Origin of the sequence: Microcystis aeruginosa NIES-843 (genome assembly GCF_000010625.1) — a bacterium.
GTDB classification, from domain to species: domain Bacteria; phylum Cyanobacteriota; class Cyanobacteriia; order Cyanobacteriales; family Microcystaceae; genus Microcystis; species Microcystis aeruginosa.
In genome coordinates, this window is sequence record NC_010296.1 from 2,101,651 (window position 1) to 2,126,960 (window position 25,310).

A 25,310-nucleotide genomic window follows, 5' to 3' on the forward strand; every position below is an offset into this window, starting at 1 on the left:
CAAAATTTGTCTTGGTTGGTTAGGAGTCGGTCGTCAGTAGTCAGTAGTCAGTAGTCAGGAGAATTAAGAATGAATAATGAGCAATTAAATGGTCTATTTAGAGATTTTATGCCATTTAATCCTTATTTTTGCGGTTTTTGAACCCTGAAAAGTTAATTAGGCAAGAGGAATTTGAGGGATTCAGTTCGGTTATAAATTATCTCTGTGGCCAAGAATTAAGAGAGGTGGAAACTTGAAGATGACAGAACTAAGGTTATTCTCCTTGTTTTTATCCCTTAGCTTTTGGCTAGTTGGGCATTTGTTTCTGTCAATATAATTCTGATCTATTTTTTATGAAAATCATCTCTATTCCCCCATCATCGACCCAAGAATATCTCTGTATAAGAGACTTAAATCTCTACAATTCTCCCAGTTGTCAAGAGTTAGCTACCCAAGCACAACAGGGAAGACAATTAAAATTTATTTCCCTAGAAATTACCGAAAAAGGGCTACAAATTCAGCTAAGGGAAGATAATTATTTAGCTTGGTTATGCGGAGAAGATTTAGATGCAATTGCGTTGGCCACCACAGCTTATCAAAAAATTCCTCTAACTCGTTCCGACATAGAAAAACATATTCCTGAGATTATCACTTTTACTCAGGAAGCAAGGAACCGTACCAATCATTATCTCTGGGGTGGAACCCTTGCACCTAATTACGATTGTTCAGGATTAATCCAGGCTGCTTTTGCCACTTTTGGCATTTGGCTGCCGAGGGATTCCTATCAACAGGAGGCTTTTTGTCAAAAAATAAACCGAGAGGAATTACTCCCAGGAGATTTAATTTTTTTTGGTGATAAAAGAGTTAATCATGTTGCGTTATATCTAGGGAATAATCAATATATCCACAGTTCAGGAAAAGAAACAGGTAACAATGGTATCGCTATAAATCTACTTACTGATGATAGGGATAGCGTTAGTCGTCATTATTATCAAAAATTATGGAGTTTCGGTCGAGTTATGCACAATTAATCAGTTATCAGGGAAATGGGGAAATGGGGAAATGGGGAAATTTCAACTAAAACCCCAAAACCCCAAAACCCTAAAACCCCAAAACCCCAAAACCCTAAAACCCCAACCCCTAACTCCTCACTCCTTACTCTCCCCCATAGGTAATCATGTCAGAAAACATCTCCCTAAGCGGTCTGTCAATTCGTCGTCACATAGGAGTATTGATGTTAACTATAGCAGTTATCATCATCGGTCTTTTTTTTCTAAATCGTTTAGAAGTGGACTTGCTTCCTTCTATCACTTATCCCCGCATTAGTTTAAGGATGAATGTACCTGGAGTTTCCCCGGAAGTCATTCTCGAAGAAGTAACTAAACCCCTAGAAGAAGGAATGAGTGCCACCGAGGGAGTAGTGCAAGTTTATTCAGAAACTCGCGAGGGAAGGATGCGAGTAGATTTATTTTTTCAACCGGGGGGAGACTTAAATGTCGCTTTAAATGAAGCTACCGAAAGTTTTAATCGTGTCCGACAAAATTTACCCGATATTATTGAGGAACCGCGCTTAAACAAATTTGAACCCTCTCGTTTACCCGTCTATGAATTCGCTGTCGTTTCTGATACCCTACCCCTAAAAGATTTAAGATTATTTGCCGATGAAGAATTAGGGAGAGAATTAGGATTTGTGGAAGGAGTGGCAGTGGTGGACGTGATTGGGGGAGTTAGAGAAGAAATTCAAGTTAATATTGACCTGCAGCGATTACAATCTTTAGGAGTGGGATTAAATCAGGTTTTAGACACCCTAAAAAGACGCAATCAGGACATCTCTGGGGGCCGACTAGAGGGAGAAACCGGGGAACCTTTAACCCGTGCGGTGGGGAAATTTAAAAACGTAGCGGATATCCAAGATTTAGCACTGACCGATAGTAATAATCCCGAAGAAAAAATCTATCTGCGGGATGTGGCCAGAGTTATCGATGGGACAGAAGAACAAAGAATTTTTGTCACCCTAAATGGAAAAAATGCCGTGAGGGTTAGCGTCCAAAAACAACCGAATGCGAACACGATTGCTGTGGTAGAAGGGGTCAAAAAACGCATTACAGAATTAAAAAAATCCGGGTTAATGACCGGGGGAATACAAGTCGTCCCCACTACTGATGAGTCTGTATTTATCCAAAACGCGGTTAATAACGTGGTTTCGTCGGGACTAGCGGGGACAATTCTAGCAGGACTGACTGTATTCGTCTTTCTCGGTTCCCTGCGACAGACTTTTATCATTACCCTAGCGATTCCTCTTTCTACCCTCGTCGCAATTATCTGTATGAAGTTATTCGGGTTATCGATAAATGTGTTTAGTTTGGGAGGATTGGCCCTAGGGGTGGGTATCGTGGTGGATAATTCCATTGTCATGCTGGAAAATATTGCCCTCAAAGTTAATCAAAACCAAAATAAGCAAGATTTTTTAGAAATTGCCCGGAATAGCAGCCAAGAGGTAGAATCTGCTTTATTGGCCTCCACTGCGACTAATCTCGTCTCTATCCTGCCATTTTTACTACTGGGTGGTTTTATTTCCCTGCTGTTTAACGAGATTATCCTCACTATCAGTTTTGCTGTGGCTGCTTCTCTGTTGTGTGCGTTAACCGTTGTTCCCATGTTAGCCAGTCGTTTGTTAAATATGCAGGTTTCTAGTGGTATCCATCGATTTTGGCTCTTAAGAGTCTTTAGTCAACGTCTAGAAGGTTTAACCATCCTCTACGGTCGTTTTTTAGCTAAAATCATCCACTACAGAATACCTGTTATCCTGCTGGCCTTTTTAATTTTAGGGGGAAGTAGTTTCTATCTCTGGCAATATATCCCCCAGGAAGTCTTTAGTCGTATTCAAACTGGACAGGTGAACGTTTTTGCTCAATTTCCCCCGGGTACCAATTTAAATACTAACCGTCAGGTGATGCGGGAAGTAGAAAAGATTTTATTATCACAACCGGAAACTGAGTATGTTTTTACTACCAGTGGCGGTTCTCTTTTTGGCACAACTACCAATGAAAATATTTTGCGCGCTTCTAGTACGATTAATCTCAAAAAAGGCACTAATACAGAAGCATATATCGAACGGATGAGCAAAGCACTAGAGCAATTAAACCTCGTTAACGTGCGTTTGCGTCTCACCCCCGGTCAAGTGCGCGGTATTATTCTTAATAACTCTCCCTCCGTTGGTGCTGATGTGGATGTGATGTTACAGGGACGCGATGGGAAAACTTTAGAGCAAGCTGGTGAAGAAATCCTCAGTATTCTCGATGAAAAAGTCCCTAGTGCGCGTTTTCGTGCCGATGCTGACCCCAGACAACCAGAAATTCAGATTAAACCCGATTGGACCCGCTTAAATAGTTTGGGATTGAGTACCCTGGAAGTGGGACAAACGCTACGGACCGCTATTCAAGGATCGATCCCCACCCAACTGCAACGGGGAGAAAGATTAATCGATATCCGGGTGCAATTGGACCCCAACTCGCGGCAAAAAATTAGTGACATATCACAAATACCTATTTTTGTCAATAGGCAAGAAGACTTAAAATTAGCAGATATAGCCCGGATTGAAGGGGGAAAAACCCCCGGAGTCATCCAGAGAATCAATCAGCGTCAAGTTTTTATTATTATCGGCAGTTTAGTCGAAGGGGCGAAATTAAGTGACGCACTCGCGGGAGTACAATCGCTTTTAAATTCCACTCCCTTACCCGATGGTATCAGCATTTTACCCAGTGCTGCTGCCACGTCTAATCAAGAAATTCAGGGTTCTTTGGGTTTATTAGCGGGTTTATCGGTATTTTTAGTCTTTGTAGTCATGGCCGTGCAGTATAACTCACTCATAGACCCTTTGGTGATTATGTTAACCGTTCCTTTGGCCCTAGCGGGGGGAATTTTCGGGCTATATTGGACTAAAACCCCGATTAATGCCATTGTCATCGTCGGGGTGGTTTTATTGGTGGGGATTGTGGTTAATAACGGGATTATTATGGTGGAATTAGCCAATCAATTGCGGCAAGAATTCGGTTTTACTCGACTACAAGCCATTTTAAAGGCCGCTCCCCAACGTTTACGACCGATTTTAATGACTACCGTGACCACGGTTTTAGGTTTATTTCCCCTCGCTTTAGGATTAGGAGAGGGGGGACAATTCCTGCAACCTTTAGGAATTGTCGTTTTTTCGGGTTTGTCTTTAGCAACTCTGTTAACTCTGTTTATTATTCCCTGTTTTTACGTTTTATTCTCTAGAAAATAATCCCCCTGCACAGTGGGAAGTGGGGAAGTGGGGTGTGGGGTGTGGGGTGTGGGGTGTAGGGTGTGGGGTGTAGGGTGTGGGGAAGTGGGGAGAATAAATAAAAAAAGTCTCCTATCTCCTATCTCCTATCTCCGGACTCCTATCTCCGGACTCCGGACTCCTGACTCCTATCTCCTGACTCCTGACTCGGAGAATACTGTCTCCTAACCCAATGTTGGTCAAAGATCTGGACTTCCCCCATACAGAAATACTAAAAAATTAACAAAACCCTTACTGCATGGAGCTTCTCAGAAAAAATTGAAAAGAGGCTACTGGGTACATTTTTCCCTTGAAAATGGCTGTACCGTTGACTGTATCTGGAGTAGAGCGATTCCGTAGAGTTGGCTGTATAGTGATCGCTAACCTTATTGTAACAGATGGTGTCATTAATCTCTAGAGTCAGCGATTCCCTCTGTAGCCATGTTTTTGATGGTTTTCTGCCCCGAAACAAGCTATAATGGTCGAAAGGTCAAATTTGAAAATTTTTGCCTCAAACCCTATCTGCGTAAGGACTTCAGGATTTTGTGTCCAGTAGTCCATTAGTATTATATGGCTTTAACTCAGGCTCTGTAAGACTTTTAGCCATAGCTAGTATGTTTATACGGGGGAAGTCCAGAAAGATAAGCAAAAATTATTGACTGACTCCAAAAACTTGAGAATATTTAAATTAACATTTCGCAATATTTATAAATTCTTAAGAATTAATTGAGAAAAATTTTTATTTAACGACGATGTTATGAAGGTTACAGCGATTTGATAGAATTTCATAATGGGTTATTTTGTGCTTTTTTGGGCAGCAATGGTTGAAACCCTTGCCACACCTACAAGGTGATCCTAATTAAGACGGGTAAATCAGTCAATTTCACCCCTAACGATGATCTTTTTTTTGTGTAGTTTTATTGCAAAAAAAAAGTTTTTTTGACAAAAAGCACAAAGTATGATAGCACCCCAATGTATTTCTGGCTGCCAGTAGTTATTGTAGAGTGGGAGTTGGGGAGAAGGGTGTAGGGTGTGGGGTGTAGGGGAGAGGGAAGATGGGAGCGCCGGAGATGGGAGATGGGAGCGCCGGAGAGGGGAGAATAAATAAAAATAATCTCCTGAATACTGACTCGGAGAATACTGAATCCTATCTCCTGAATCCTATCTCCTGACTAGAAAATAGAGGCTGAAATAACGCAAATTCGTCGATCATCGAAAATTTGGGTCTGAAACCCCGTCGTTCTACGACGGCTTTACTGTTAAATATTAGAACATTTACGAAATATATGCTAAAATGTGAGACATGGAAAAAGCCTATTCTTACCGATTTTACCCCACACCAGAACAAGAGTCGCTATTGCGGCGCACTTTGGGCTGTGTAAGATTAGTTTACAATAAAGCTCTCCATGTCAGAACACAAGCATGGTACGAAAGACAAGAAAGAGTAGGCTAAGCTCAAACTTCTTCAATGCTAACCGATTGGAAAAAGCAAGAAGAATTAGACTTTCTCAATGAAGTAAGCTGTGTACCTTTACAACAAGGGTTAAGACACCTACAAACAGCTTTTACTAACTTCTTTGCTGGTCGTACTAAGTATCCTAACTTTAAGAAAAAACATCAGGGAGGAAGTGCCGAATTTACCAAATCTGCTTTTAAATTTAAAGACAAACAAATCTATTTAGCTAAATGCACAGAACCTTTACCTATTCGATGGTCAAGACAAATACCAGAAAGCTGTGAACCAAGCACAGTAACAGTCAGATTACATCCCTCAGGACGTTGGCATATTTCAATTAGATTTGATGACCCAACGATTAAGCCTTTACCAGTAACAGATAAAGCCATTGGAATTGACTTAGGAATTAGTAGCCTCGTGATTACCAGCGATGGCGATAAAGTGTCTAATCCCAAGCATTTTAAAAAGCATTATCGGAGACTGCGAAGAGCATCGAAAAATCTTTCTAGAAAACAGAAAAACTCAAAGAATCGAGAAAAGGCAAGAATCAAAGTAGCCAGAATTCACGCTCAAATCACGGATAGTAGAAAAGACCATTTACATAAGCTAACCACTCAATTAGTTCGTGAAAACCAAACGATTGTGGTTGAGAATTTAGCCGTCAAGAATATGGTCAAAAACCCGAAATTATCTCAGGCAATATCTGATGTAAGCTGGGGAGAAATTACCCGACAATTAGCCTATAAATGCCGTTGGTATGGAAGAAATTACATCGAAATAGATAGATGGTTTCCTAGCTCTAAAAGGTGTAGTAATTGCGGGTATATTGCCCTTGAAAATGCCGTTAAATGTTCGAGAATGGGACTGTCCAGACTGTGGGACTCACCATGACCGAGATATTAACGCTAGTAAAAATATTTTGGCCGCAGGGCTTGCGGTGTCAGTCTGTAGAGCGACCATAAGACCAGAACAGAGTAAATCTGTTAAGGCAGGTGCGGAACCCCGCAAGGGAAAGAAGCAGAAACCTAAATCGTGAGGTTTGGGAATCACCGTCCGTTTACGGCGGTGAGGATGTCAAGCTAAATCCGTTGAGTAAGTAGTCATGCAAAATTAATTACCCAAATAAAAAATTAAGAAGTATAATACATAAAAAAACGAAGCAGCAGGAAAATACAATGAGATTGATTAGAGACCTAAACCCCGAGAGCCAGAAAATGCTAGAGAGAATTTATCGAGCTAGTAAACATCATCAAGTAAGAGAGCGAGCGAAATGTATACTCTTAAGTTTTCAGGGAACCACGATAGAAGAATTGAGCGGAATATTTGGAGTTACGAGAAAGACCATCTATAATTGGTTGACGGACTGGGAAGATAGAAAACTAATTGGTTTTTATAATCGTCGAGGAAGAGGGAGAAAACCTAAATTGACAGAAGCACAAGGTCAACAAGTTATTGACTGGGTAAAAGAAGAACCGAAAAGCTTAAAAAAAATCCAGATAAAAATTGTAGAAGAAGGGAAATTAACCGTAAGCAAAGACAAGATAAAAAGACTCATAAAAAAAATCAACATGAGGTGGAAAAGGGTGAGAAGAGGGGTCGCCAAAACCCCTGATGAGTGGGAGCTTGAGGTCAAACTACCTATTTTAGAAGAACTAAAAAAACAGGAAAAAAGAGGAGAGATTGAGATAGGATATTTGGATGAAATGGGAGGGGATTCAAAGCCTTGTATTCCTGACGCTTGGCAAGAAGAAAAAACCACGATAAAGTTACCACCAATTGAAGGTAAAAGACTAAATATTTTAGGAATAATGAAACGAGATAATCAATTATTTTATGAGACACAGGTCGGAACGGTTACTAGCGAGATAGTTATTAATTTTCTGGATAAATATTGCCAAAATATACAGAAAAAAACTGTCATAATAATTGACCAAGCTTCCATTCATACCAGCGAGGCATTTATGGAGAAACTTGAGGAATGGGAAAAGAAAAACTTGAAAATATTTTGGTTGCCCACTTATTCACCTCATTTAAATTTAATTGAAATATTATGGAGATTTTTAAAATATGAATGGATTGAATTTAGCGCCTATAAAGACCGAAAGAGCCTCCTCGCTTACGTTAAAAAAGTGCTGGACAATTTTGGAGGCGAGTATGTAATTAATTTTGCCTAGGTACTTATAAGCTACATATCAGAAGAGGCACTCCACTTGCAGGAGTGCCTCTTAAATTATTACAGATGTGTCAGCGGCTGCGTGTAAGCATCTCACCGAAAAACTAATGCGCTCCGGGGTTTGGGTAGGGCTGTTTCATTTAAATTAATTACAGCTGATTTTGAGTCAATAAATTTGACCGAAGATTCTCAAGTTTATCTTTTTCTAATCAAAAGAGTTAGTCACAATAACTAATCTTTAATCTTCTGCCAATATTTATTATGAATAAATTGATAAAGCCTGTTCCCAAGCCACTAAAAGCCTATCTCTCTTGAAATTGTCTGAGAGTACATCCTGTTAATTTAGCTAATTTTTCTGCTTCTTACGTCGATAAAACTATCAATTTTTCCCAACGTTCAGCTAACCACCTCTGTCCCTCTGTTATTGAGAGAAAACCCAAACCTCTGAAAAGATTCAATCCTATAGTTGTGAGAATTGACCAATTGCTGGCCGCTTGAAAATCACTTATCTCGCTTTTATCTTCCTCAAAAATTACATCTTTTACCCAATGTAACTGATTTTCTATTTTCCAATGTCCTCGAATAATTTTAGCAAATACTTGAGCGGATTCGGTTAGGCTACTGATATAGTAAGCTGTTTCTTCATAGGTTTTATCCCCGCGACTACCCTTTCTTTCTACTTTAATAACTCTTCGCAGATTTTCAAACCCTTGTCTTTCATTTTTTCTCACTTTAAAAACTTCTATTTTTCTTGATATTTTTCGTCCATGACTATTATCTTGTTCAAGAAAGCAACTTTCTGGCTTTGAGGAATTACTCAGGTCTTGTATTCGCTTATAAAGATTTTTCTGATTTCCTTTAACGGTGATAACATAATCATTTTTAGTCTTGGCTATTAAGCTGATTGTTTTTTTCTGACAGTGTAAAGCATCGCCAGTAAAAACTTTATTTTGGAGAGAGCAATCCTCAATTATAGCTTGCCCTTCGTCGATTTCAGACCCTTTTTTGTTTTCGATTCTTTTTAAGTGTAATACTAATCCACTTTCTTGACTAAACAATGAGACAAACATGATAAAATTTTGTTGTTCATTATTAGGATTCTTTCGGGTGTTTTTGAGACTTTTTCCATCCATACCTAGCCAATTTATATCATCTCTTTGTCCATATTCTTCTAATGCCCATTCATTAAACATTTTTAACAAACTCTGCCAGTCAACTCCCATCATTACCCTTCTAATTGTTGAATAGGATGGGACTCTTTCTGGAATTATGTTAAATTCTTTACTGAGCCTGTGCCGATTATTTTTAGCAAACTCTCCTAGTTCTCTATAACCTGAGTATCCTAGCATTGTTCCCAGTATTATTACTACTAATACTATCCATAAAGGGTGTCTTTTTCCTTTATCTTTCCTAAAGTCCTTGACTTGTTTCAGTTTTTCTATTAAGCTCAACATATATTTTAAAGGTTGGCGGTCACTCCTCATTTTACCTGATAGTGATCGCTTTTACTTTTGATATTCTGATGGGAGAATGAAACAGCCCTAGGGGTTTGGGGGGTAGAACCCCCCAAAAGCTTGGATTGAGTGATCAAGTGGCAAGTAATACTAAATCCGTTGAGTATAGGCTACATATCAGGAGAGGCACTGACTGGAAAATAGAAGCTGAAATAACGCCAATTCGTCAATCAGAATATTTTCATGTTTGGCGGTGCCAAGTTTGGCATCGGGACTGACTTGAAAGAGGGTGTGGGGTGTAGGGTTTTACCGATTTTGAGGGGGTCAATTACCCAATTTTCAGGGAAAAAGTACCTGAATTTTCCCCCTGATCACTCCCATATTTGGTACTTTTTGATTGACAAAAAGTCTAAAAGTCTTACCCAACAAGGTTTTTAGATTTATTCAGCCAGCCCTACTTTAGCACTTGATCACAGCAGTTATTTCCTAGGCGACTAGGGTAAAATCACTGGCGGTTAGCGCTGGACTCCCCACTAAAACTGCGAATTCGACTCCTGTTCCCAATCCGATCGCACTTCCGTTTTCATTGTAGAAAAGGCTGCCGCTGTTACTGCTATAGACGATAAAAGCGGCGCTGGTTTCGACGAGGGCATCATCTTCTACGATGGCGAAATCCGTGGCTTGACTAAAGCCATTGCCGACGGTGCTGGTTAGGGCGCTAAAGGTGGTTTTGCTCAGGCTCAATTTATCGGCGTTAGGGGTAAAGTCGGTCAGGGTATCAAGTCCGATATCGCTGGCCATAAACGCTCTTCCCGTCAGATAACTAAATCGGTCATTACCCACGCCTCCAACAAGAATATCATCTGCTTGATTACCGGTCAGGATATCATTGCCTGCACCCCCACTCAGGGTATCATTGCCTGGGCCGCCGTTAAGAGCGTTACTGAGACTATTACCCGTAATCCGGTCATTACCACTGCCTCCAAAAGCGTTTTCAATGACATTGACAGCGGATAATTTCAGGGTTAGATTGCCGGTAACAACAGTTTGGTTGCTGATGCTGCCCAAATTAAGGCGAATTGGATTGTTTGTACCAGAAAGGTTGAGGGTATCGATGCCTCCTGTCGTGGTTTCACTGATAGTGTCCAGACCTAAATAGCTATTGGCAGTAAAGACATAAGCATCATTTCCTGCTAACCCAGCCAGGGTATTGTTGGCACTATTGCCCGTGAGAACGTTATTGCCGGCGTTACCTGTGCCATTGATGGGGTTATCACCAATTAGTCGCAGGTTTTCTACTCCACTGGGTAAAGTGCGAGTTATATTACTTTGCCAAGTATCGGTGATGATAACTTCGCCTACTGAGTCAGCACTGAGGGTCGCATTGATGGGATTGGAAAGGGTGACAGTAAAGGCTTCATCGACTTCGTTGAGGTTGTCATTGAGGATAGGAATGAAGATAGTCCCTATACTGGAATTGGCAGCAATAGTGAGAGTCCCTGTTTGGTGAGTGTAATCACTGTTTGCAGTTGCGTTAATCGGAGTAGTGGTGTAGTTAACGCTGATGGATTTACTGCTAAGACTGCTGAGGCTGACGGTGAGGATCGCCCGGGTATCTTTGCCCTCAATCACGGTGAGGTCGTTGATAGAAAGGGCGGTAGCAGGCGCAGGGTCATCATTGAGAATGGTTCCCGTAACGGCGGTGGTTGTCCCAATTTTGTATCCTGTTCCAGGCGCTAGGGTTAAGGCGACCGTTTCATTACTTTCTACTGTGGCATCCGCCTTAGGGTCAACCGTGACGGTGGCGATGGCTGAATTCTGGGCAAAAGTAACGCTTGTGCCAATATTTGCGTAATCTGTCCCTTTGGTTGCTGTCCCACCGATGGTGTAGTTAACGGTTAAGGGATTGGTCAGGGAACCATCCCGGGTGAAGGTGTAAATGAGGTTGGTGGTTCCGTCTTCGTTGACGCTGAGCGGGTTAACCGCGAGGGTAATACTGGGAAGATCATCGTTGAGGATGGTTCCTGTGACGGCGGTGGTTGTACCAATGGTGTATCCTGTGCCACTCCCTAGGGTTATGTCAACGGTTTCATCACTTTCTAAGACAGTATCCGCTGTCGGATTGACAGTCACAGTAGCTGTGCTTGAATTGGCGGTAAAAGTAACGCTTGTGCCGATATTGCCATAATCTGTCCCGTTAGTTGCCGTCCCACCGATGGTGTAGTTAACGGTTAAGGGATTGGTCAGGGAACCATCCCGGGTGAAGGTGTAAATTAGGTTAGGGGTTCCGTCTTCGTTGACGCTGGCAGGGTTAATAGCGAGGGTAATGTTGGGGAGAGCGGAAAAATAATTAAAGTAACTGCCCGTTAGACTTAATCCTGTGCGGTTTTGGAGAATCGCGATCAGTTCATCGGGTTCGCTGCCCGGTTTGTCGAGGTAAAGTTGAGTATCAGTACCCGATACCATCAGCAGATAGTTACTACTCGTTCCCCGTAGCTGAATAATGTCATCTGTGGGGTTGAAGTCGCTTATTTGAGCGTAATCGTTGTTACCTGCTAGGGTGCTATCGCCATCATCGTAACCCAGCCAACTGACATCTCCCAGGATAAAGCGATCGCGCCCTAACCCGCCGGTGAAAGAATCGATTTCTCCCCGTCCGGGGTTACTGCTATTGGGATCAACCCCGATGAGGATGTCATTACCATTCCTGACATTAAGGGTGTCATTCCCCATCCCGCCGGTTATGATGTCGTCCCCATCGCCTGTATTGAGGGAATCATTAAAGTTAGTCCCCGTGATTTGGAAACGTTCGATATTGCTGAAAGTAACGTTGTCATAGTCACCATCATTTCGGCTGTAGGCATAAAAGTAGCCATTCCATCCCCCAAAACCATTCGGGTTGATAGAACTCCCAATTCCCCCAGAGTAAGTGGCGTTTCCTGCGTAGAGGTTACTGGAATAGTCAACGATTAAGAGGTCATTGCCGGCTCCCCCATCGACTGTATCCCTTCCACTTCCGGTGTTAATGGTGTCGTTCCCCGCACCGGTATTAATATTTTCGTAATTGCGTAGCCCTACGGAATAGTTGATAGTATCGTTTCCTGTTCCCGTCCACAGATTTGCAAACACTTCCACATTTTTGACTACATTGCCGTTAGCTTGAGTTAAGGTGATGCCACTGTTATCGACGGTTAAACCTGTAGTCTCACTACTCAAGTCAGCATACCGGATGACATCTGTTCCCGTACCCCCATCAATGTTAAAGACACCATAACCCCCTCGGTCAAAGGTGTCATTAAAATTAGTCCCCGTGATTTGGAAACGTTCGATATTGCTGAAAGTAACGTTGTCATAGTCACCATCATTTCGGCTGTAGGCATAAAAGTAGCCATTCCATCCCCCAAAACCATTCGGGTTGATAGAACTCCCAATTCCCCCAGAGTAAGTGGCGTTTCCTGCGTAGAGGTTACTGGAATAGTCAACGATTAAGAGGTCATTGCCGGCTCCCCCATCGACTGTATCCCTTCCACTTCCGGTGTTAATGGTGTCGTTCCCCGCACCGGTATTAATATTTTCGTAATTGCGTAGCCCTACGGAATAGTTGATAGTATCGTTTCCTGTTCCCGTCCACAGATTTGCAAACACCTCCACATTTTTGACCACATTACCATTAGCTTGAGTTAAGGTCACACCACTGTTATCAACGGTTAAAGCAGCGGTCTCACTACCAAAGTCAGCATAGCGGATGATATCTGTCCCTGCGCCGCCATCAATGTTAAAGACTCCATAACCGCCTCGGTCAAAAATGTCATTAACGTTAGTCCCCTTGATTTGGAAACGTTCGATATTGCTGAAGAAAACATGGTCAGAGTCACCATCGTTTCTGGTGTAGGCAGCAAATATGCCATTCCATCCTCCAGTGCCGTTAGGATTGATAGCATGACCCAAAAAACCGCTAGGGTAAGTCGTCGTTCCTGCATAGAGGTTACTGGAATAGTCAACGATTAAGAGGTCATTGCCTTCTCCTCCATCGACCGTATCCTGTCCACGTCCGGGGTTGATGGTGTCATCCCCCGCACCCGTATTAATATTTTCGTAATTGCGTAAGCCAACAGAATAGTTGATGGTGTCGTTTCCCGATCCCGTGCTTAGGTTAGCGAACACCTCCACATTTTTGACCACATTGCCATTAGCTTGAGTTAAGGTGATGCCACTGTTATCAACGGTTAAACCTGTAGTCTCACTACTAAAGTCAGCATACCGGATGATATCTGTCCCTGCACCCCCATCTATGTTAAAGACTCCATAACCGCCTCGGTCAAAAATGTCATTAACGTTAGTCCCCTTGATTTGGAAACGTTCGATATTGCTGAAGAAAACATGGTCAGAGTCACCATCGTTTCTGGTGTAGGCAGCAAATATGCCATTCCATCCTCCAGTGCCGTTAGGATTGATAGCATGACCCAAAAAACCGCTAGGGTAAGTCGTCGTTCCTGCATAGAGGTTACTGGAATAGTCAACGATTAAGAGGTCATTGCCTTCTCCTCCATCGACCGTATCCTGTCCACGTCCGGGGTTGATGGTGTCATCCCCCGCACCCGTATTAATATTTTCGTAATTGCGTAAGCCAACAGAATAGTTGATGGTGTCGTTTCCCGATCCCGTGCTTAGGTTAGCGAACACCTCCACATTTTTGACCACATTCCCGTTAGCTTGAGTTAAGGTGATGCCACTGTTATCAACGGTTAAACCTGCGGTCTCACTACCAAAGTCAGCATACCGGATGATATCTGTTCCTGCACCCCCATCTAGGTTAAAAACACCATAACCCCCTCGGTCAAAGGTGTCATTAACATTAGTCCCCTTGATTTGGAAACGTTCGATATTGGTAAAGTTAACAACGTCATAGTCACCATCGTTTCTGGTGTAGGCATACAAGTTACCATTCCATCCTCCATTACCGTTAGAACCAAGAGAACTCACAACAATCCCACTAGGATAAGTAGCCGTTCCTGCATAGAGGTTACTGGAATAGTCAACGATTAAGAGGTCATTACCTTCCCCTCCATCGACCGCATCCTTTCCTCTTAAGGGACTGATCGTATCATCCCCCGCAGTTCCGATAATATTATCATTTCCATTAGTCCCCGTGAAATCCTGCATTTCTACGGCGACAATCTGCCCATTGAGGTTGATAACCCCCGTATCGTCTTCAGCCTTCAATGCCTGTAGCGTTTTAGCATCCAGACTTTCCCCCAACACTAACGCCGCAAAAATCGCTCCCTCATCCCCGGGGCTATCTGATTCATTCAGTCGCCCATCAACGGCGTGTCCAATTTCTTCTAAAATAACTCTGGCGGTCAGCGAAGCTGCGCCCATATTACCAGCATTTTGATTTAAAAATTCCTCAGAGATAAAAATCCTATCGAGGGCTGCGGCATAAGCCCCATTCGCCCCATTGAGGTGCGAGCGCAATCGCACTTCAATCCGGGGTAACTTACTAAAATCTCCTGCTGCCCACGCTGTCTGCAACTCAGAAACATTCACATCTTGCCCAAAAGCCAGTTCCATCTTGGCAGCGAACTCTGGACTCCGGGCAAAGTCCCGCAACCTTTCCGTGACTGAACTCCAAGCTGTCTCTAAGACGTAAAATAGACTGCCCCCAACTCTTGGCAGAGAATCGAGTAGGAGACCTTCATCGATAATTATGGGAACGAGCGTATTACTAGCCATGGCACCACTCCTAAGCCTTTCAGGCAATCCGTAGCGTTTTTCTCTCTTTATGGGCTGAAGGAAGGGCTTTTTTGCCCTTCACGCAACAGTCTTATCGAGTGGGACCACAGTATTCGGTTGAGAGGCACGAGGTTGTCTAGTCTTTCATCAAATCTTCCGACTTCGGCAAACGGGGTGTCTTGTCTAATACATTCCCACTTTTGCTCAACTATAAAGTGACCGTCCTTTTTATGTAACCTTCACTTGTACCTACATGGTAGCTCGTTGAGAACAGAGTGTTCGTTAAGTTATATTTAAGGATAAATGGTGGGGTTGGCGTGGAGCGATTGCGGGTAACACTCGGTCAGAAAATTTGGCGTTGTCAGATCAGAATAGGAAAGATGCCATGTAATCTTTCCTATCAAAGTAATTTCAGTTCCGGTGCTGATTCGGAGCATCTTTCAATTTGACAACCCCCATAAGTAGCCTATACTCAAGGGATTTAGTCTCACCTCTGAAAACCCTAAGTTAAATAAGCGATAGTTACCCCCGAACCGCCCTCATTTTGGGGTGCTAATTGAAAGCGTTTTACCTGGGGATGACGGGATAAAAAATCGTGAACACCTTGACGCAATTTCCCCGTACCTTTACCGTGAATAATCCATAATATACCCGATGGGGTAGCGCGGGTGATCGCCTGTTCGATATCCGTTTCTGACTCTGCCACCCTGGAACCGCGAATATCGACAGTATTATTAGCAGTACGAATTAAAGGAGTCTCCTGGGGTTTTGTGGGAGTTTGTGGCAAATTTTTGGCAGGTTTTGGCGCAGTTTCCACTTTTTGACCATCCAAAGACTCAATCTGATCTAAGGGTAGGGTCATCTTCATCATACCGAAACGCAGGGAAATCTCGTCTGATTCCGGTGAAATTGCTAAAACTTCGGCAGTTTGTCCCAAATTGGGCAAGCGCACCCTTTCCCCCACTTGCGGACGATAATTAACCTTAGTTTTTTCCGTTTTTGGTAATAACCTTTCTGCGATCGCAGTTAACTCCTCTGTGGCTTTTTGGGCATCTCTACCAGTTTTTGTTCCCGCTTGCAATCGGCGAATAACCTCATTAATCTCTGCTTTTGCCGATAATAAAGCTTTTTGTATCTCCTGCTCCTGATAACGTTTTAATTCTCGCTCTCTCTCCTGTAGAGAATTGGCCCGCGTGGACACTTCTGTATAAAATTTCTCCGTTTGTTGGAGTAATTGACTAGCTTCTTGAGCTTTTGACTCCTGTTCCCGTCTTTGCGCTTCCAAACCAGCAATTACTTGATTTATCTCCTCCGATAACCCCCCCAGATGATTTCTCGCTTCGGCCACAATTTCGGGACTTAATCCCAAACGCTGGGCAATAGTTAAAGCATTAGAACGCCCCGGAATGCCCCATAATAGTCGATAAGTAGGGGAAAGAGTGCGATCATCAAACTCTACCGAGGCATTTTCAAAGCGAGAATCTCGATACTTTAACGCCTTTAATTCTCCGTAGTGAGTGGTAGCCACCGTCAGTAAACTATGATCGGCGAGGTATTGTAAAATAGCGATCGCTAAAGGACTTCCCTCGGCCGGATCCGTACCTGCTCCCACCTCATCGAGTAAAACCAAGGAACGAGAATTTAAAGCCGCTAAAATGCGAACAATCCGGCGAATATGACCCGAAAAAGTCGATAAACTCTGTTGCAAAGACTGTTCATCCCCGATATCGGCTAAAACGTGATCGAACCAGGGTATCTCTACCGGTTCCCGCGCTGGAATAAACAGGCCCGCTTTCGCCATTAAAGCCGCTAATCCGAGAGTTTTTAAAGTAACGGTTTTTCCGCCGGTATTTGGTCCGGTGATGGCAACAACGCGAATTTCTGGGCTAATCTGCACATTTATTGGTACGACCTCCCCCCCCTGTTCGTGGTGTTTTTGCCACCAGAGCAAAGGATGACGCAAATTCCGCAAAGTAATCGTTTCCGAACCATCGATAAAGTGGGGGGGATTACCCTCTAACCATAAACTGTAACGGGCCCTGGCGGTGGCCAGATCGAGCCTAGTAGCGATCGCTAGTAAATATTCTAAGTCCTCAAAGGCTTCGGCGATTGTATTACTTAACTGCCGCAGGATTTTTTCTTCTTCGATTTGTTCCTGACGACGATATTGCCGCAGTTGATTGCCTTGGTCAACGATAGAGTGAGGTTCAATGTAAAAAGTCGCTCCTGTGCTGGAAGTATCGTGAATTATCCCCGGTATTTGCTCTTTTTGTGCTGCTTTGACGGGAATCACCCAGCGGTCGCTTCTTTGGGTAATCACCGCTTCTTGGATAGCACCGCCCTGTTTTTGCATGATATCCTGTAATTTGCGGTAAATTCGCTCTCTAATCACCTTCATTTGTCCCCGAATTTCCCGTAATTGGGGACTAGCGCGATCGGATATCCGGCCATCTTCATCGATACAACGGTGTATCTCCTGTTCTATCTCTGGATAGGTGCGAATTTCCGCTACTAACTCTTTTAAAACCGGTATATCTTCTTGTTCGTCAATTAAACGCCGTAAACGTCGCACTCCGGCCAAAGTCGTGGCAATATTTAAAAGTTCCTGTCCCGATAATAAACCCCCCAGATGCGCCCTTTCTAGGGCATCACCGATGTCGGTAATCCCATCAAAGGAAAGACGACTATCTAATTTTTGTTCTAAGCTATAAACTTCTTTGGTTTGGCAGAGTAGGTTTAAACTTTCCTCTTTGCTTTCCGGTAAGGGCAATTGACGAATCGCCATCGCACCGAGTTTAGTCGCTGCAAAAGTAGCTAGGTGTTGACATAGCCGCGGCCATTCCAATAATTCTAGGGTTTCGTCTTGAATCAATTTTGTAGTTTTTTATAATACGCTTTGTATTTCTAGTCTAACCGGATTTGGTCTGATTTTTACAGGAGTCATTTCAGCCGACAGTAATCAGTCAAGGGAAAAGACAGCACTGTTACTCGCACCTAATACCTGTCACTTAACAATCTCGCCAATCTGTTGACTATCTAAATTACTCGTTAAGACTGCACTGGAGTGCCGGAGTTGGGAGCAGGGAGAGGAAGTTCGAGCATTTGTACTAAAATTTCTCATACGCAGTTTAAATTCAGTACAGCTTATAATATTAGGTCGAGTTCTACTGATAACTGATAACTGATAACTGATAACTGATAACTGTATCTAAATTCCTTTCTGGAGAGAGAATTGCACCTGTTTAAATTCTTGTTTTAAACGTTGTTTGAGTTTGTCGGGGATGGGACGGGAACCGTAGGCGGTATAATAACCTGCCAGAGAGTTTAAGGCTGTTTGCATAGTAGTGAAAGAACGCAAACCCCCGGATTTTTTATCTCGTCGGTAGAGGGAGATGTAATCGTTGATTTGTTCCTTTGCTTGCGACTCAACTGCCGCTTTATTCGGGTCATCTTTGACCAAATCAAGGGCTGTGGTTAAACTTTCAATCACCGTCAGGGTATCTTTTCCATAATTGCCCGTTAACCCGGAACTACTAGAACAACCCATCAATCCGATGACCAGGACGAGAACCAAAGCTAATAAGCGAGAAATGTAAGGTTTTAGAGACATATTTTCAACACCATAAGTTAATCCCAAGTCACCTTATCCTATCAGGAAACCGTGACCAGTTCCCCAGGAGAGTCAACCTGCTGCAAAAATCAAAAATCTTTCCTTTAGTCAGGGGTCAACTGGGGGTAAATAGCCCAAATATAGGCTTTTTGGGCGGTAAAAGCCCTATTTTTGCCTAAAATTTCGATGCCATCAACCCGGAGTGAGTTGATTCTGGACTAATTCGGGCTGCGATCAGGCACTGGTGGCGGTTTCAGGGTCGATCGAGATTGGACTTTGCGAGCGATCAATCTAGAAGATAAGTAGGTAGGTGTTAAAAGTTGTCAGACACCCCCCTTATCAAGGGGGGCAGGGGGGATCCCCCCGCCTATCGGCACCCCCCTTATCAAGGGGGGCAGGGGGGATCAGAGGCAAAATCTATCTTCAATTTAATTATAACTACTTACTTAAAAATTCTTCGTTGCTTTCGTCCCATTTCGGAAGAAAGAAAGTTAAATTTTGTCATCTTTGGGCCGCTCAAGCTGGAACTAGGGTGAAATGGGCAGTTTGACGGTAAAGCTTGTTCCCTTATCCACTTGGCTATCTAGGGCGATTTCGCCACGGTGGAGTTCGACGCATTTTTTAACCACTGCTAACCCCAATCCCGTGCCGATAATATTTTCCACATTCTGACCCCGATAAAAGGGTTCATAGATCTTACCTCTATCTTCCTCGGCAATGCCGATACCGTGATCCCGGACTTGAAAAACAATGCGATCGCTATCTTTCCACAAAATCAAACTAATCCCTGCTCCTGTGGGGGAATATTTAATCGCATTTAAGAGTAAATTACTTAAAATCGAGTAGAGCAGTTTCTCATCTAGATAAGGACGGATCATCAATCCCTGACTGACAAATTTAATCGGCGTATTATTTTTATTGATAAATTGAAAATCCTCGACCAAATTTAAGCAAAAAGCTTCAATATCGAGCGGCTCTAACTGACAACTGAGATTGCCAGATTCTGCCCTTGTTAAAATCAAAATATCTGTTAAAAATTGATTCATTAGCTTGACAGAAGACTGGATTCTATATAGGTTTTTTCTGCTCGACTGATCTGCATCTTTTAAGCCATTTTCTAATAACTGCGAGGCGGAAAGAATCACGGTTAAAGGAGTTCGGAACTCATGGGATATCATAGAAAAAAGCTGAATTTTTAGATCGGAAAGTTCTTTTTCCTGTAGTAATAACCGGTGAATTTCATCACTTTTTTGTCGCCGTTTCTCTTGCCAAAAAATCAAAAAATAAACTCCGCAAATAATCCCAAAACTGATAAAAGTTCCCAGTAAACCCAAAAGAGAATTTTCGCTGATACTATCCCTAGAACTAGCGATGCTACTTCTTAAATTCCTTTTCTGACTAGCTTGTAAATAGGTAAGAAGATTTTGAAACTTATCCCGGACTTCGACACTTTTAACCGTGATTGCATCTTGAGAAATATCATCGGATCGATCGGATTTATAGGTAGCGATCGATTGCTCGAATAGGACAATTCGCCGATACATTAAATCCCCGATCTCAGTCACCATTTCCCGCTCGAAATCCGTGCCGTTTTCTAATTGTTTAGCCAGGAGTTGCCAGTTAGATTGCATCAAAGCGATCGCCCGATGATGACGGCTTAATTCCCTAGGGCTGCCAGTTTTGACATAATCCCGTCTTCCCGATTCGGCCACCGCCATGTTAGCGTAAAGATTAGCGAGATTATCGATGATCTCGTAGGTAACTTCCACCTCGGCAGCGCGCTGACGCAGGGCGAGGGTATTGCGATAGGAAACTAGGCTAATAGTTCCCATCAATAAGACAGTTAGCCCGAAACCTCCCGCGATCCATTTTCCTTGTTTGAGCCAATTCATCAGCAGCAAACCGAAGCTATTTCCAGCTTACTCTATCTAAATGGAGCAAGAGGACTCCCGTTAAATTTCTCCTTAATTAAAAATATACCAGAAATTAACGGGAGATGAATTGCCCCCAGAATCTAAACTAACGCGACAGCGTTTCCTAATAAGGAAAGGCTTGATTCTCAAGGTATGTATGAGCTTGACATATTTAAGCGGTAAGTGTTATACTGAAAAGATAGCACAGATGGGGTCAGGCTGATGTTAAATGTTTTAAAAGTGAGAATATACCCAAACAAAAAACAGGAACTAGCCTTAGCTAAAAACTTTGGTTGCGTCCGTTTTGTTTGGAATTACTACTTAAATAAAACTAACAATCAGTACCTAGAGACTGGTAAAGGAATGACCTACTGTGACATGGCAAAAGACCTTACCCAACTCAAGAAACAGCTGGATTTTGAATGGTTAGCTGAGGCTACTGCCGCTACCTTGCAGCAATCATTGAAAAACTTAGAATCTGCTTTTAAGAACTTCTTCTCAAAAAGAACAAAATTCCCTAAATTTAAAAGTAAGCACAAAAAACAATCAATCCGTTATCCTGAAAGTTGTTCAATTAGAAATAAGGGAATTAAGCTACCTAAATTAGGGGTTGTAAAAGCTAAGATTTCTCAAGTAATAAATGGTAAGATTAAATCCGTAACTGTTTCTAAAACCAGTACAGATAAATATTTTGCTGCCATCTTGTTTGAGATGGATGACTCAACAACCATTGAAAAACTAAAAATATCAGGGATAGACCTAGGTTTATCTTCTTTAGTTACGGTTTTTGATGGTGAAACAACCTACAAGATTGACCCAATCAAACCTACCAGAAAATATGCTAAACGTTTAAAGCGGAGACAACAAGCATTGTCTCGTAAAGCCAAGGGGTCTAATAATCGCCAAAAAGCCATTAAGGAGGTAGCCAAGGTTCACGAAAAGATAGCAAATACTAGACAGGATTTTCTTCATAAACTCTCCAGAAAGTTATGCGATGAAAACCAAATCGTTGTAGCCGAGAATCTGAATATTAAAGGGTTAGCAAGGACTAAATTAGCCAAATCAATACATGACGCTGGTTTTGGTATGTTGCTTAATTTCTTGGACTACAAGCTAAAAAGAGAGGGAGGAAAACTTGTAGAAGTTGACAGGTTTTATCCGAGTACAAAACTCTGTTCTTGCTGTGGATTTAAAAATGATTTATTGACTCTCAGTATTCGTGAATGGATTTGTCCAGAATGTAAGACGCAGCACGATAGAGATGAAAACGCCGCCAAGAATGTAAGGGAAGAAGGTATGAGAATACTGTCAACAAATACCGATGGACAGTCGGAATTTCAAGCTTGGGGAGAAACTGTAAGACTCGTTGGTACTTGTACCGAAAAGCGGGTTTGGGGTGAATCAAGAATCCCCCGTCACAGCGTCAGCTTAACGGCGGGAGTGTCAAGTCTAGACCATGCGAATTTTAGTAGTAGAAGATGATATGCAACTAGCCGAGATTTTGCGAGAGGCCTTGAGCGAGCGACAATACGTTGTCGATGTGGCTAGAGACGGAGAAGAAGGCTGGAATTGGCTAGAATTAGGCAAATATGACCTTTTAGTTCTCGATGTCACCCTGCCCAAATTAAGCGGAACTTTGCTCTGTCAACGTCTGCGACGAGCGGAATCCCATCATCCCGTCTCTGCTAATGCCACCGTTCCCGTCCTATTATTAACCGCAAGGGATACGGTAATCGATAAAATCGACGGATTAGACGCAGGGGCCGATGATTATGTCACTAAACCCTTCGATTTGGGCGAATTAATGGCGCGGATTCGGGCCTTGATCCGGCGTGGCAGCAGCACCAGCAGTGTTTTATTATCTTGGGGGGGGTTGCAGTTAAATCCCAGTACCCACGAGGCCAGTTATAACGGTCAACTTCTTTCCCTCACCCCCAAGGAATTCGCTCTCTTAGAATTACTTGTTACCCATGGGCGCCGGGTCTTAAGTCGATCGGGTATTATTGAGCGAGTTTGGTCTTTGGACGATTCTCCGGCCGAGGAAACCGTTACTTCCCATATTCGCGGTCTTCGTCACAAGCTAAAATCCCTCGGTGCGCCGGAAGACTTTATTGAAACCGTTCACGGTCTTGGTTATCGTTTAAAGTAATATCTGCCTTGGGACAGTAGACAAAATCATTTCTGCACGAAATCTGCACGAAGTTTGCAGAGGGTTTCCATAATCACCCGTTAAATTAGAAAGTTAGACAGGTGCAGGGCTTCTAGACAATCAGAGCGGTCAAACCTGTGACTCTCCTCTCCTAAAAGGGGCTGCTTGAAATGATTTATACGCGATTTGACTATCACGGCTGGCAGATTGAATTGATCCTAGAAATGCAGGGTTATTCTTTTCAATGTTGGCGAGTGGATGGCAGGGAAGGAATTAGCGATTGCCTAGTTTATGCCACCTCTGAACAAGCTTTAGCGGCTGCCCGACACAGAGCGGATCTAGAGTCCGCTTGTCTTGCCCTACTGCGATTTCTCAATGATATCGGCGGCCGGAATTATTACCTCACCCGCGATGATCGCGATGCTCTTAGCCGGTCAATTTTAGAATATGCCCGTCTAGGTGATGTTTTCTAATTTCTTCCCCAGAAGTTTTCCCCTCATATCGTGATTGGTAGGGAGTGAGAATCATTCTCGCTCCGATTTTTTTCAGGCCACTTTCGGTAATAGAATCGTGACAGTGGTTCCATTACCGGGGATATTAGCAATTTCGATCGAGCCTCCGTGTAGTTCCACGCATTTCTGCACTACCACCAAACCCAAGCCGGTGCCGGCGATGTGACGGACATTTTTATATAGGGTTTGCGGCAAAAAGTTTTTCCTGGGGGCAGGGTGTGGGGTGTGGGGTGTGGGGTGTGGGGTTTTACCAGTTTTGAGGTGGCCAATTACCTAATTTTCAGGGAAAAAGTGCCTAAATTTCCCCCCGATCACTCCCAGAGCCAGTACTTTTTGATTGACAAAAGGTCTAAAAGTCTTACCCAACAAGGTTTTTAGATTTATTCAGCCAGCCCTATATAACTGTTTTGATCTTCTCTGCTTGGAGAAATTGCGATAAAATTAACGATCATAACGATCAATAAAAAAATTTTATGGTTGTCACTGTTAATAATTCCCTGACACTAAGGGAATTTCTGCAATTACCAGAAACTAAACCCCGCAAGGAATTTATTGACGGTCAAATTATTCCTAAACCCATGCCCCAGGGTAAACATAGCACTATTCAAGGTGATTTAGTTCCAGCTATTAACGCCAGTCTAAAACCCCAACGAATTGCCCGTGCTTATCCCGAATTGCGTTGTACTTTTGGCAGTCGTTCTCTAGTTCCTGATGTTTCAGTTTTTCTCTGGGAAAATATTCCCCGCGATGCCGATGGAAAAGTATTAAATAATTTTGCGATCGCTCCTGACTGGCTGATTGAAATTCTCTCTCCCGATCAAAATCAGACTAAATCAGTTATCAGTTATCAGTTATCAGTTATCAGTTATCAGTTATCAGATGTAAGTTTTAAGTTAAAACTCTTCTAGAGTAGTTATGATATATTAGCAAAAAATAATCGACGCAAGCTTTGCCAAGTAAGGCTCACCAGAATTTGAAAAAGCAATTTTAATAAAAAAAGCTTTTTGCTTTGTTGGATTCCAGGCTATTTAAGGCTTTAGGCTCATTTAAACTACTAATTTGCTATAAGCAGTCTAGGAGAGCCTAAGTTAATTAATTAGGGAGGCACGATTATTTGTAGGATGGGTTGGCGGTAGCGTAACATGAGCGGGGGTTGGGTTTCATACTTCAACCCAACCTACGTTCATCTTATATTTAATTCCACCCACCTACTTAATTAGTTATTTATTTATTTATTTATTTATCTTCATCTTTATCCCTGATTACTGATTACTGATTACTGATTACTGATTACTGATTAGGTGACACTTTGAAACAATTGGGGCCAATCGAGATTGGGAGCGTCTGGGGGGGCAACAATTTCGAGAATTTTATTGTTAGCGGCGGGATAAAATAGGGATTCTACGCAAACGGAAGCCACTTTCGTGCGGGGAATATTGCCCTCAGACAGGGTATCGGCGGATGACATTTTAAGGGCATTAAGATTATCATCGTTTTTGAGGCCGCCGGGGCGCACAATCGTGTAGGTTAAGCCACTATTGATTAAATAGTCCTCCGCTTGTTTTTTCCAGAATAAAATTAACCAAAAGAGATTGAGGGGATGGAAAAAGTTAGATACACAGAGGGAAGTAACGAGAACAAAATGCTCGATTCCTTTCTTTTTTGCGGCATCGATGAGATTTTTAGTTCCCAAGTAGTCCACTAACAAAGGTTCCGTGGGATTAAAACTCGGTCTGGCTCCCGTGGCGCATAGCAAAACGCTACAATCAGCGATGAGTGCCTCTAACTTATCGGCCTGTTGCACATCTCCGACGACGATTTCTACCCCTGCGGGCAAAATTTCCGCCGCTTTCTCTGGGTTTCTCACCAAAGCGCGGACGGGAATCTGACGTTCGACTAATTGGGCAACAATTCGCCGTCCCGTTTCCCCCGTGGCTCCTGCTACAAATGCTTTCATCGCTTCTTGACCTAATAGTTTTTAACAATACGTTACACTAATCTCGATTCTACAAATTTCCCTGATCCTTTGGC

Annotated in this window: 15 protein-coding genes and 2 pseudogenes; 10 read left to right on the top strand and 7 right to left on the bottom strand. The window is 42.8% G+C overall.

Annotated elements, in window-relative coordinates; all coding sequences use genetic code 11:
- Window positions 1-332: 332 nt before the first annotated feature.
- The 5 genes and pseudogenes from MAE_RS10200 (at window position 333) to MAE_RS10215 (ending at window position 7,909) form a co-directional block, all read left to right on the top strand.
- Window positions 333-1,010, top strand: a complete 678-nt coding sequence (locus tag MAE_RS10200; protein ID WP_012265497.1) for a C40 family peptidase — start codon at window positions 333-335, stop codon at window positions 1,008-1,010.
- Window positions 1,011-1,156: 146 nt separating this feature from the next.
- Complete coding sequence (locus tag MAE_RS10205) at window positions 1,157-4,261, top strand: efflux RND transporter permease subunit (protein WP_012265498.1); 3,105 nt, start codon at window positions 1,157-1,159, stop codon at window positions 4,259-4,261.
- A 12-nt stretch (window positions 4,262-4,273) separates the two neighbouring features.
- On the top strand, window positions 4,274-4,468 hold the full coding sequence (locus MAE_RS33280; RefSeq protein ID WP_125730136.1) for a hypothetical protein: 195 nt from the start codon (window positions 4,274-4,276) through the stop codon (window positions 4,466-4,468).
- Between the two features lie 1,114 nt (window positions 4,469-5,582).
- Window positions 5,583-6,771, top strand: a pseudogene (locus MAE_RS31980) (RNA-guided endonuclease InsQ/TnpB family protein).
- Window positions 6,772-6,910: 139 nt separating this feature from the next.
- Window positions 6,911-7,909: an IS630-like element ISMae24 family transposase gene (locus MAE_RS10215; RefSeq protein ID WP_012265502.1), complete on the top strand. Its 999-nt coding sequence runs from the start codon at window positions 6,911-6,913 to the stop codon at window positions 7,907-7,909.
- 361 nt (window positions 7,910-8,270) lie between these two features.
- Here the strand turns inward: MAE_RS10215 and MAE_RS10220 are convergent, their stop codons facing one another.
- From MAE_RS10220 to MAE_RS10250, 5 genes are all read right to left on the bottom strand, one after another.
- Window positions 8,271-9,362 carry an ISAs1-like element ISMae8 family transposase gene (locus MAE_RS10220; protein WP_012265503.1) on the bottom strand — a complete coding sequence of 364 codons (1,092 nt, stop codon included), beginning with the start codon at window positions 9,360-9,362 and terminating at the stop codon, window positions 8,271-8,273.
- A gap of 486 nt (window positions 9,363-9,848) precedes the next feature.
- Window positions 9,849-15,095 (bottom strand): beta strand repeat-containing protein, encoded by a 5,247-nt coding sequence (locus MAE_RS34895; protein ID WP_012265506.1) that lies wholly within the window; start codon window positions 15,093-15,095, stop codon window positions 9,849-9,851.
- A gap of 502 nt (window positions 15,096-15,597) precedes the next feature.
- The gene (locus tag MAE_RS10235) at window positions 15,598-17,967 is read right to left on the bottom strand and encodes an endonuclease MutS2 (RefSeq protein WP_012265508.1); all 2,370 of its coding nucleotides are present in this window, start codon (window positions 17,965-17,967) and stop codon (window positions 15,598-15,600) included.
- Window positions 17,968-18,303: 336 nt separating this feature from the next.
- Window positions 18,304-18,705, bottom strand: a complete 402-nt coding sequence (gene psb27 / locus MAE_RS10240) for a photosystem II protein Psb27 (protein WP_012265509.1) — start codon at window positions 18,703-18,705, stop codon at window positions 18,304-18,306.
- Window positions 18,706-19,232: 527 nt separating this feature from the next.
- The gene (locus MAE_RS10250) at window positions 19,233-20,597 is read right to left on the bottom strand and encodes a sensor histidine kinase (RefSeq protein WP_041804007.1); all 1,365 of its coding nucleotides are present in this window, start codon (window positions 20,595-20,597) and stop codon (window positions 19,233-19,235) included.
- Window positions 20,598-20,840: 243 nt separating this feature from the next.
- Here MAE_RS10250 and MAE_RS10255 point away from each other — a divergent pair, with 243 nt between their 5' ends.
- The 3 genes from MAE_RS10255 to MAE_RS10265 all read left to right on the top strand — a co-directional run bounded on the left by MAE_RS10255 (window position 20,841) and on the right by MAE_RS10265 (window position 23,240).
- Window positions 20,841-22,100 (top strand): RNA-guided endonuclease InsQ/TnpB family protein, encoded by a 1,260-nt coding sequence (locus MAE_RS10255; protein WP_012265511.1) that lies wholly within the window; start codon window positions 20,841-20,843, stop codon window positions 22,098-22,100.
- Window positions 22,075-22,767, top strand: coding sequence for a response regulator transcription factor (locus tag MAE_RS10260; RefSeq protein ID WP_002758477.1), 693 nt, complete (start codon window positions 22,075-22,077; stop codon window positions 22,765-22,767). Before MAE_RS10255 ends, MAE_RS10260 begins: the two co-directional genes overlap by 26 nt.
- 170 nt (window positions 22,768-22,937) lie before the next feature.
- On the top strand, window positions 22,938-23,240 hold the full coding sequence (locus MAE_RS10265; RefSeq protein ID WP_002796757.1) for a hypothetical protein: 303 nt from the start codon (window positions 22,938-22,940) through the stop codon (window positions 23,238-23,240).
- 72 nt (window positions 23,241-23,312) lie between these two features.
- Here MAE_RS10265 and MAE_RS29255 read toward each other — a convergent pair whose 3' ends face one another.
- Window positions 23,313-23,474, bottom strand: a complete 162-nt coding sequence (locus tag MAE_RS29255; protein ID WP_080506960.1) for an ATP-binding protein — start codon at window positions 23,472-23,474, stop codon at window positions 23,313-23,315.
- Between MAE_RS29255 and MAE_RS32005 the strand changes: the two genes are divergently transcribed.
- On the top strand, window positions 23,466-23,657 hold the full coding sequence (locus MAE_RS32005) for a hypothetical protein (protein WP_148204739.1): 192 nt from the start codon (window positions 23,466-23,468) through the stop codon (window positions 23,655-23,657). The genes MAE_RS29255 and MAE_RS32005 overlap by 9 nt on opposite strands.
- 95 nt (window positions 23,658-23,752) lie before the next feature.
- Window positions 23,753-24,118: pseudogene (locus tag MAE_RS10270) on the top strand (Uma2 family endonuclease); the annotation flags it as partial.
- 458 nt (window positions 24,119-24,576) lie between these two features.
- Here MAE_RS10270 and MAE_RS10275 read toward each other — a convergent pair.
- Window positions 24,577-25,236, bottom strand: a complete 660-nt coding sequence (locus tag MAE_RS10275) for an SDR family oxidoreductase (protein WP_012265515.1) — start codon at window positions 25,234-25,236, stop codon at window positions 24,577-24,579.
- Between the last annotated feature and the right edge of the window lie 74 nt (window positions 25,237-25,310).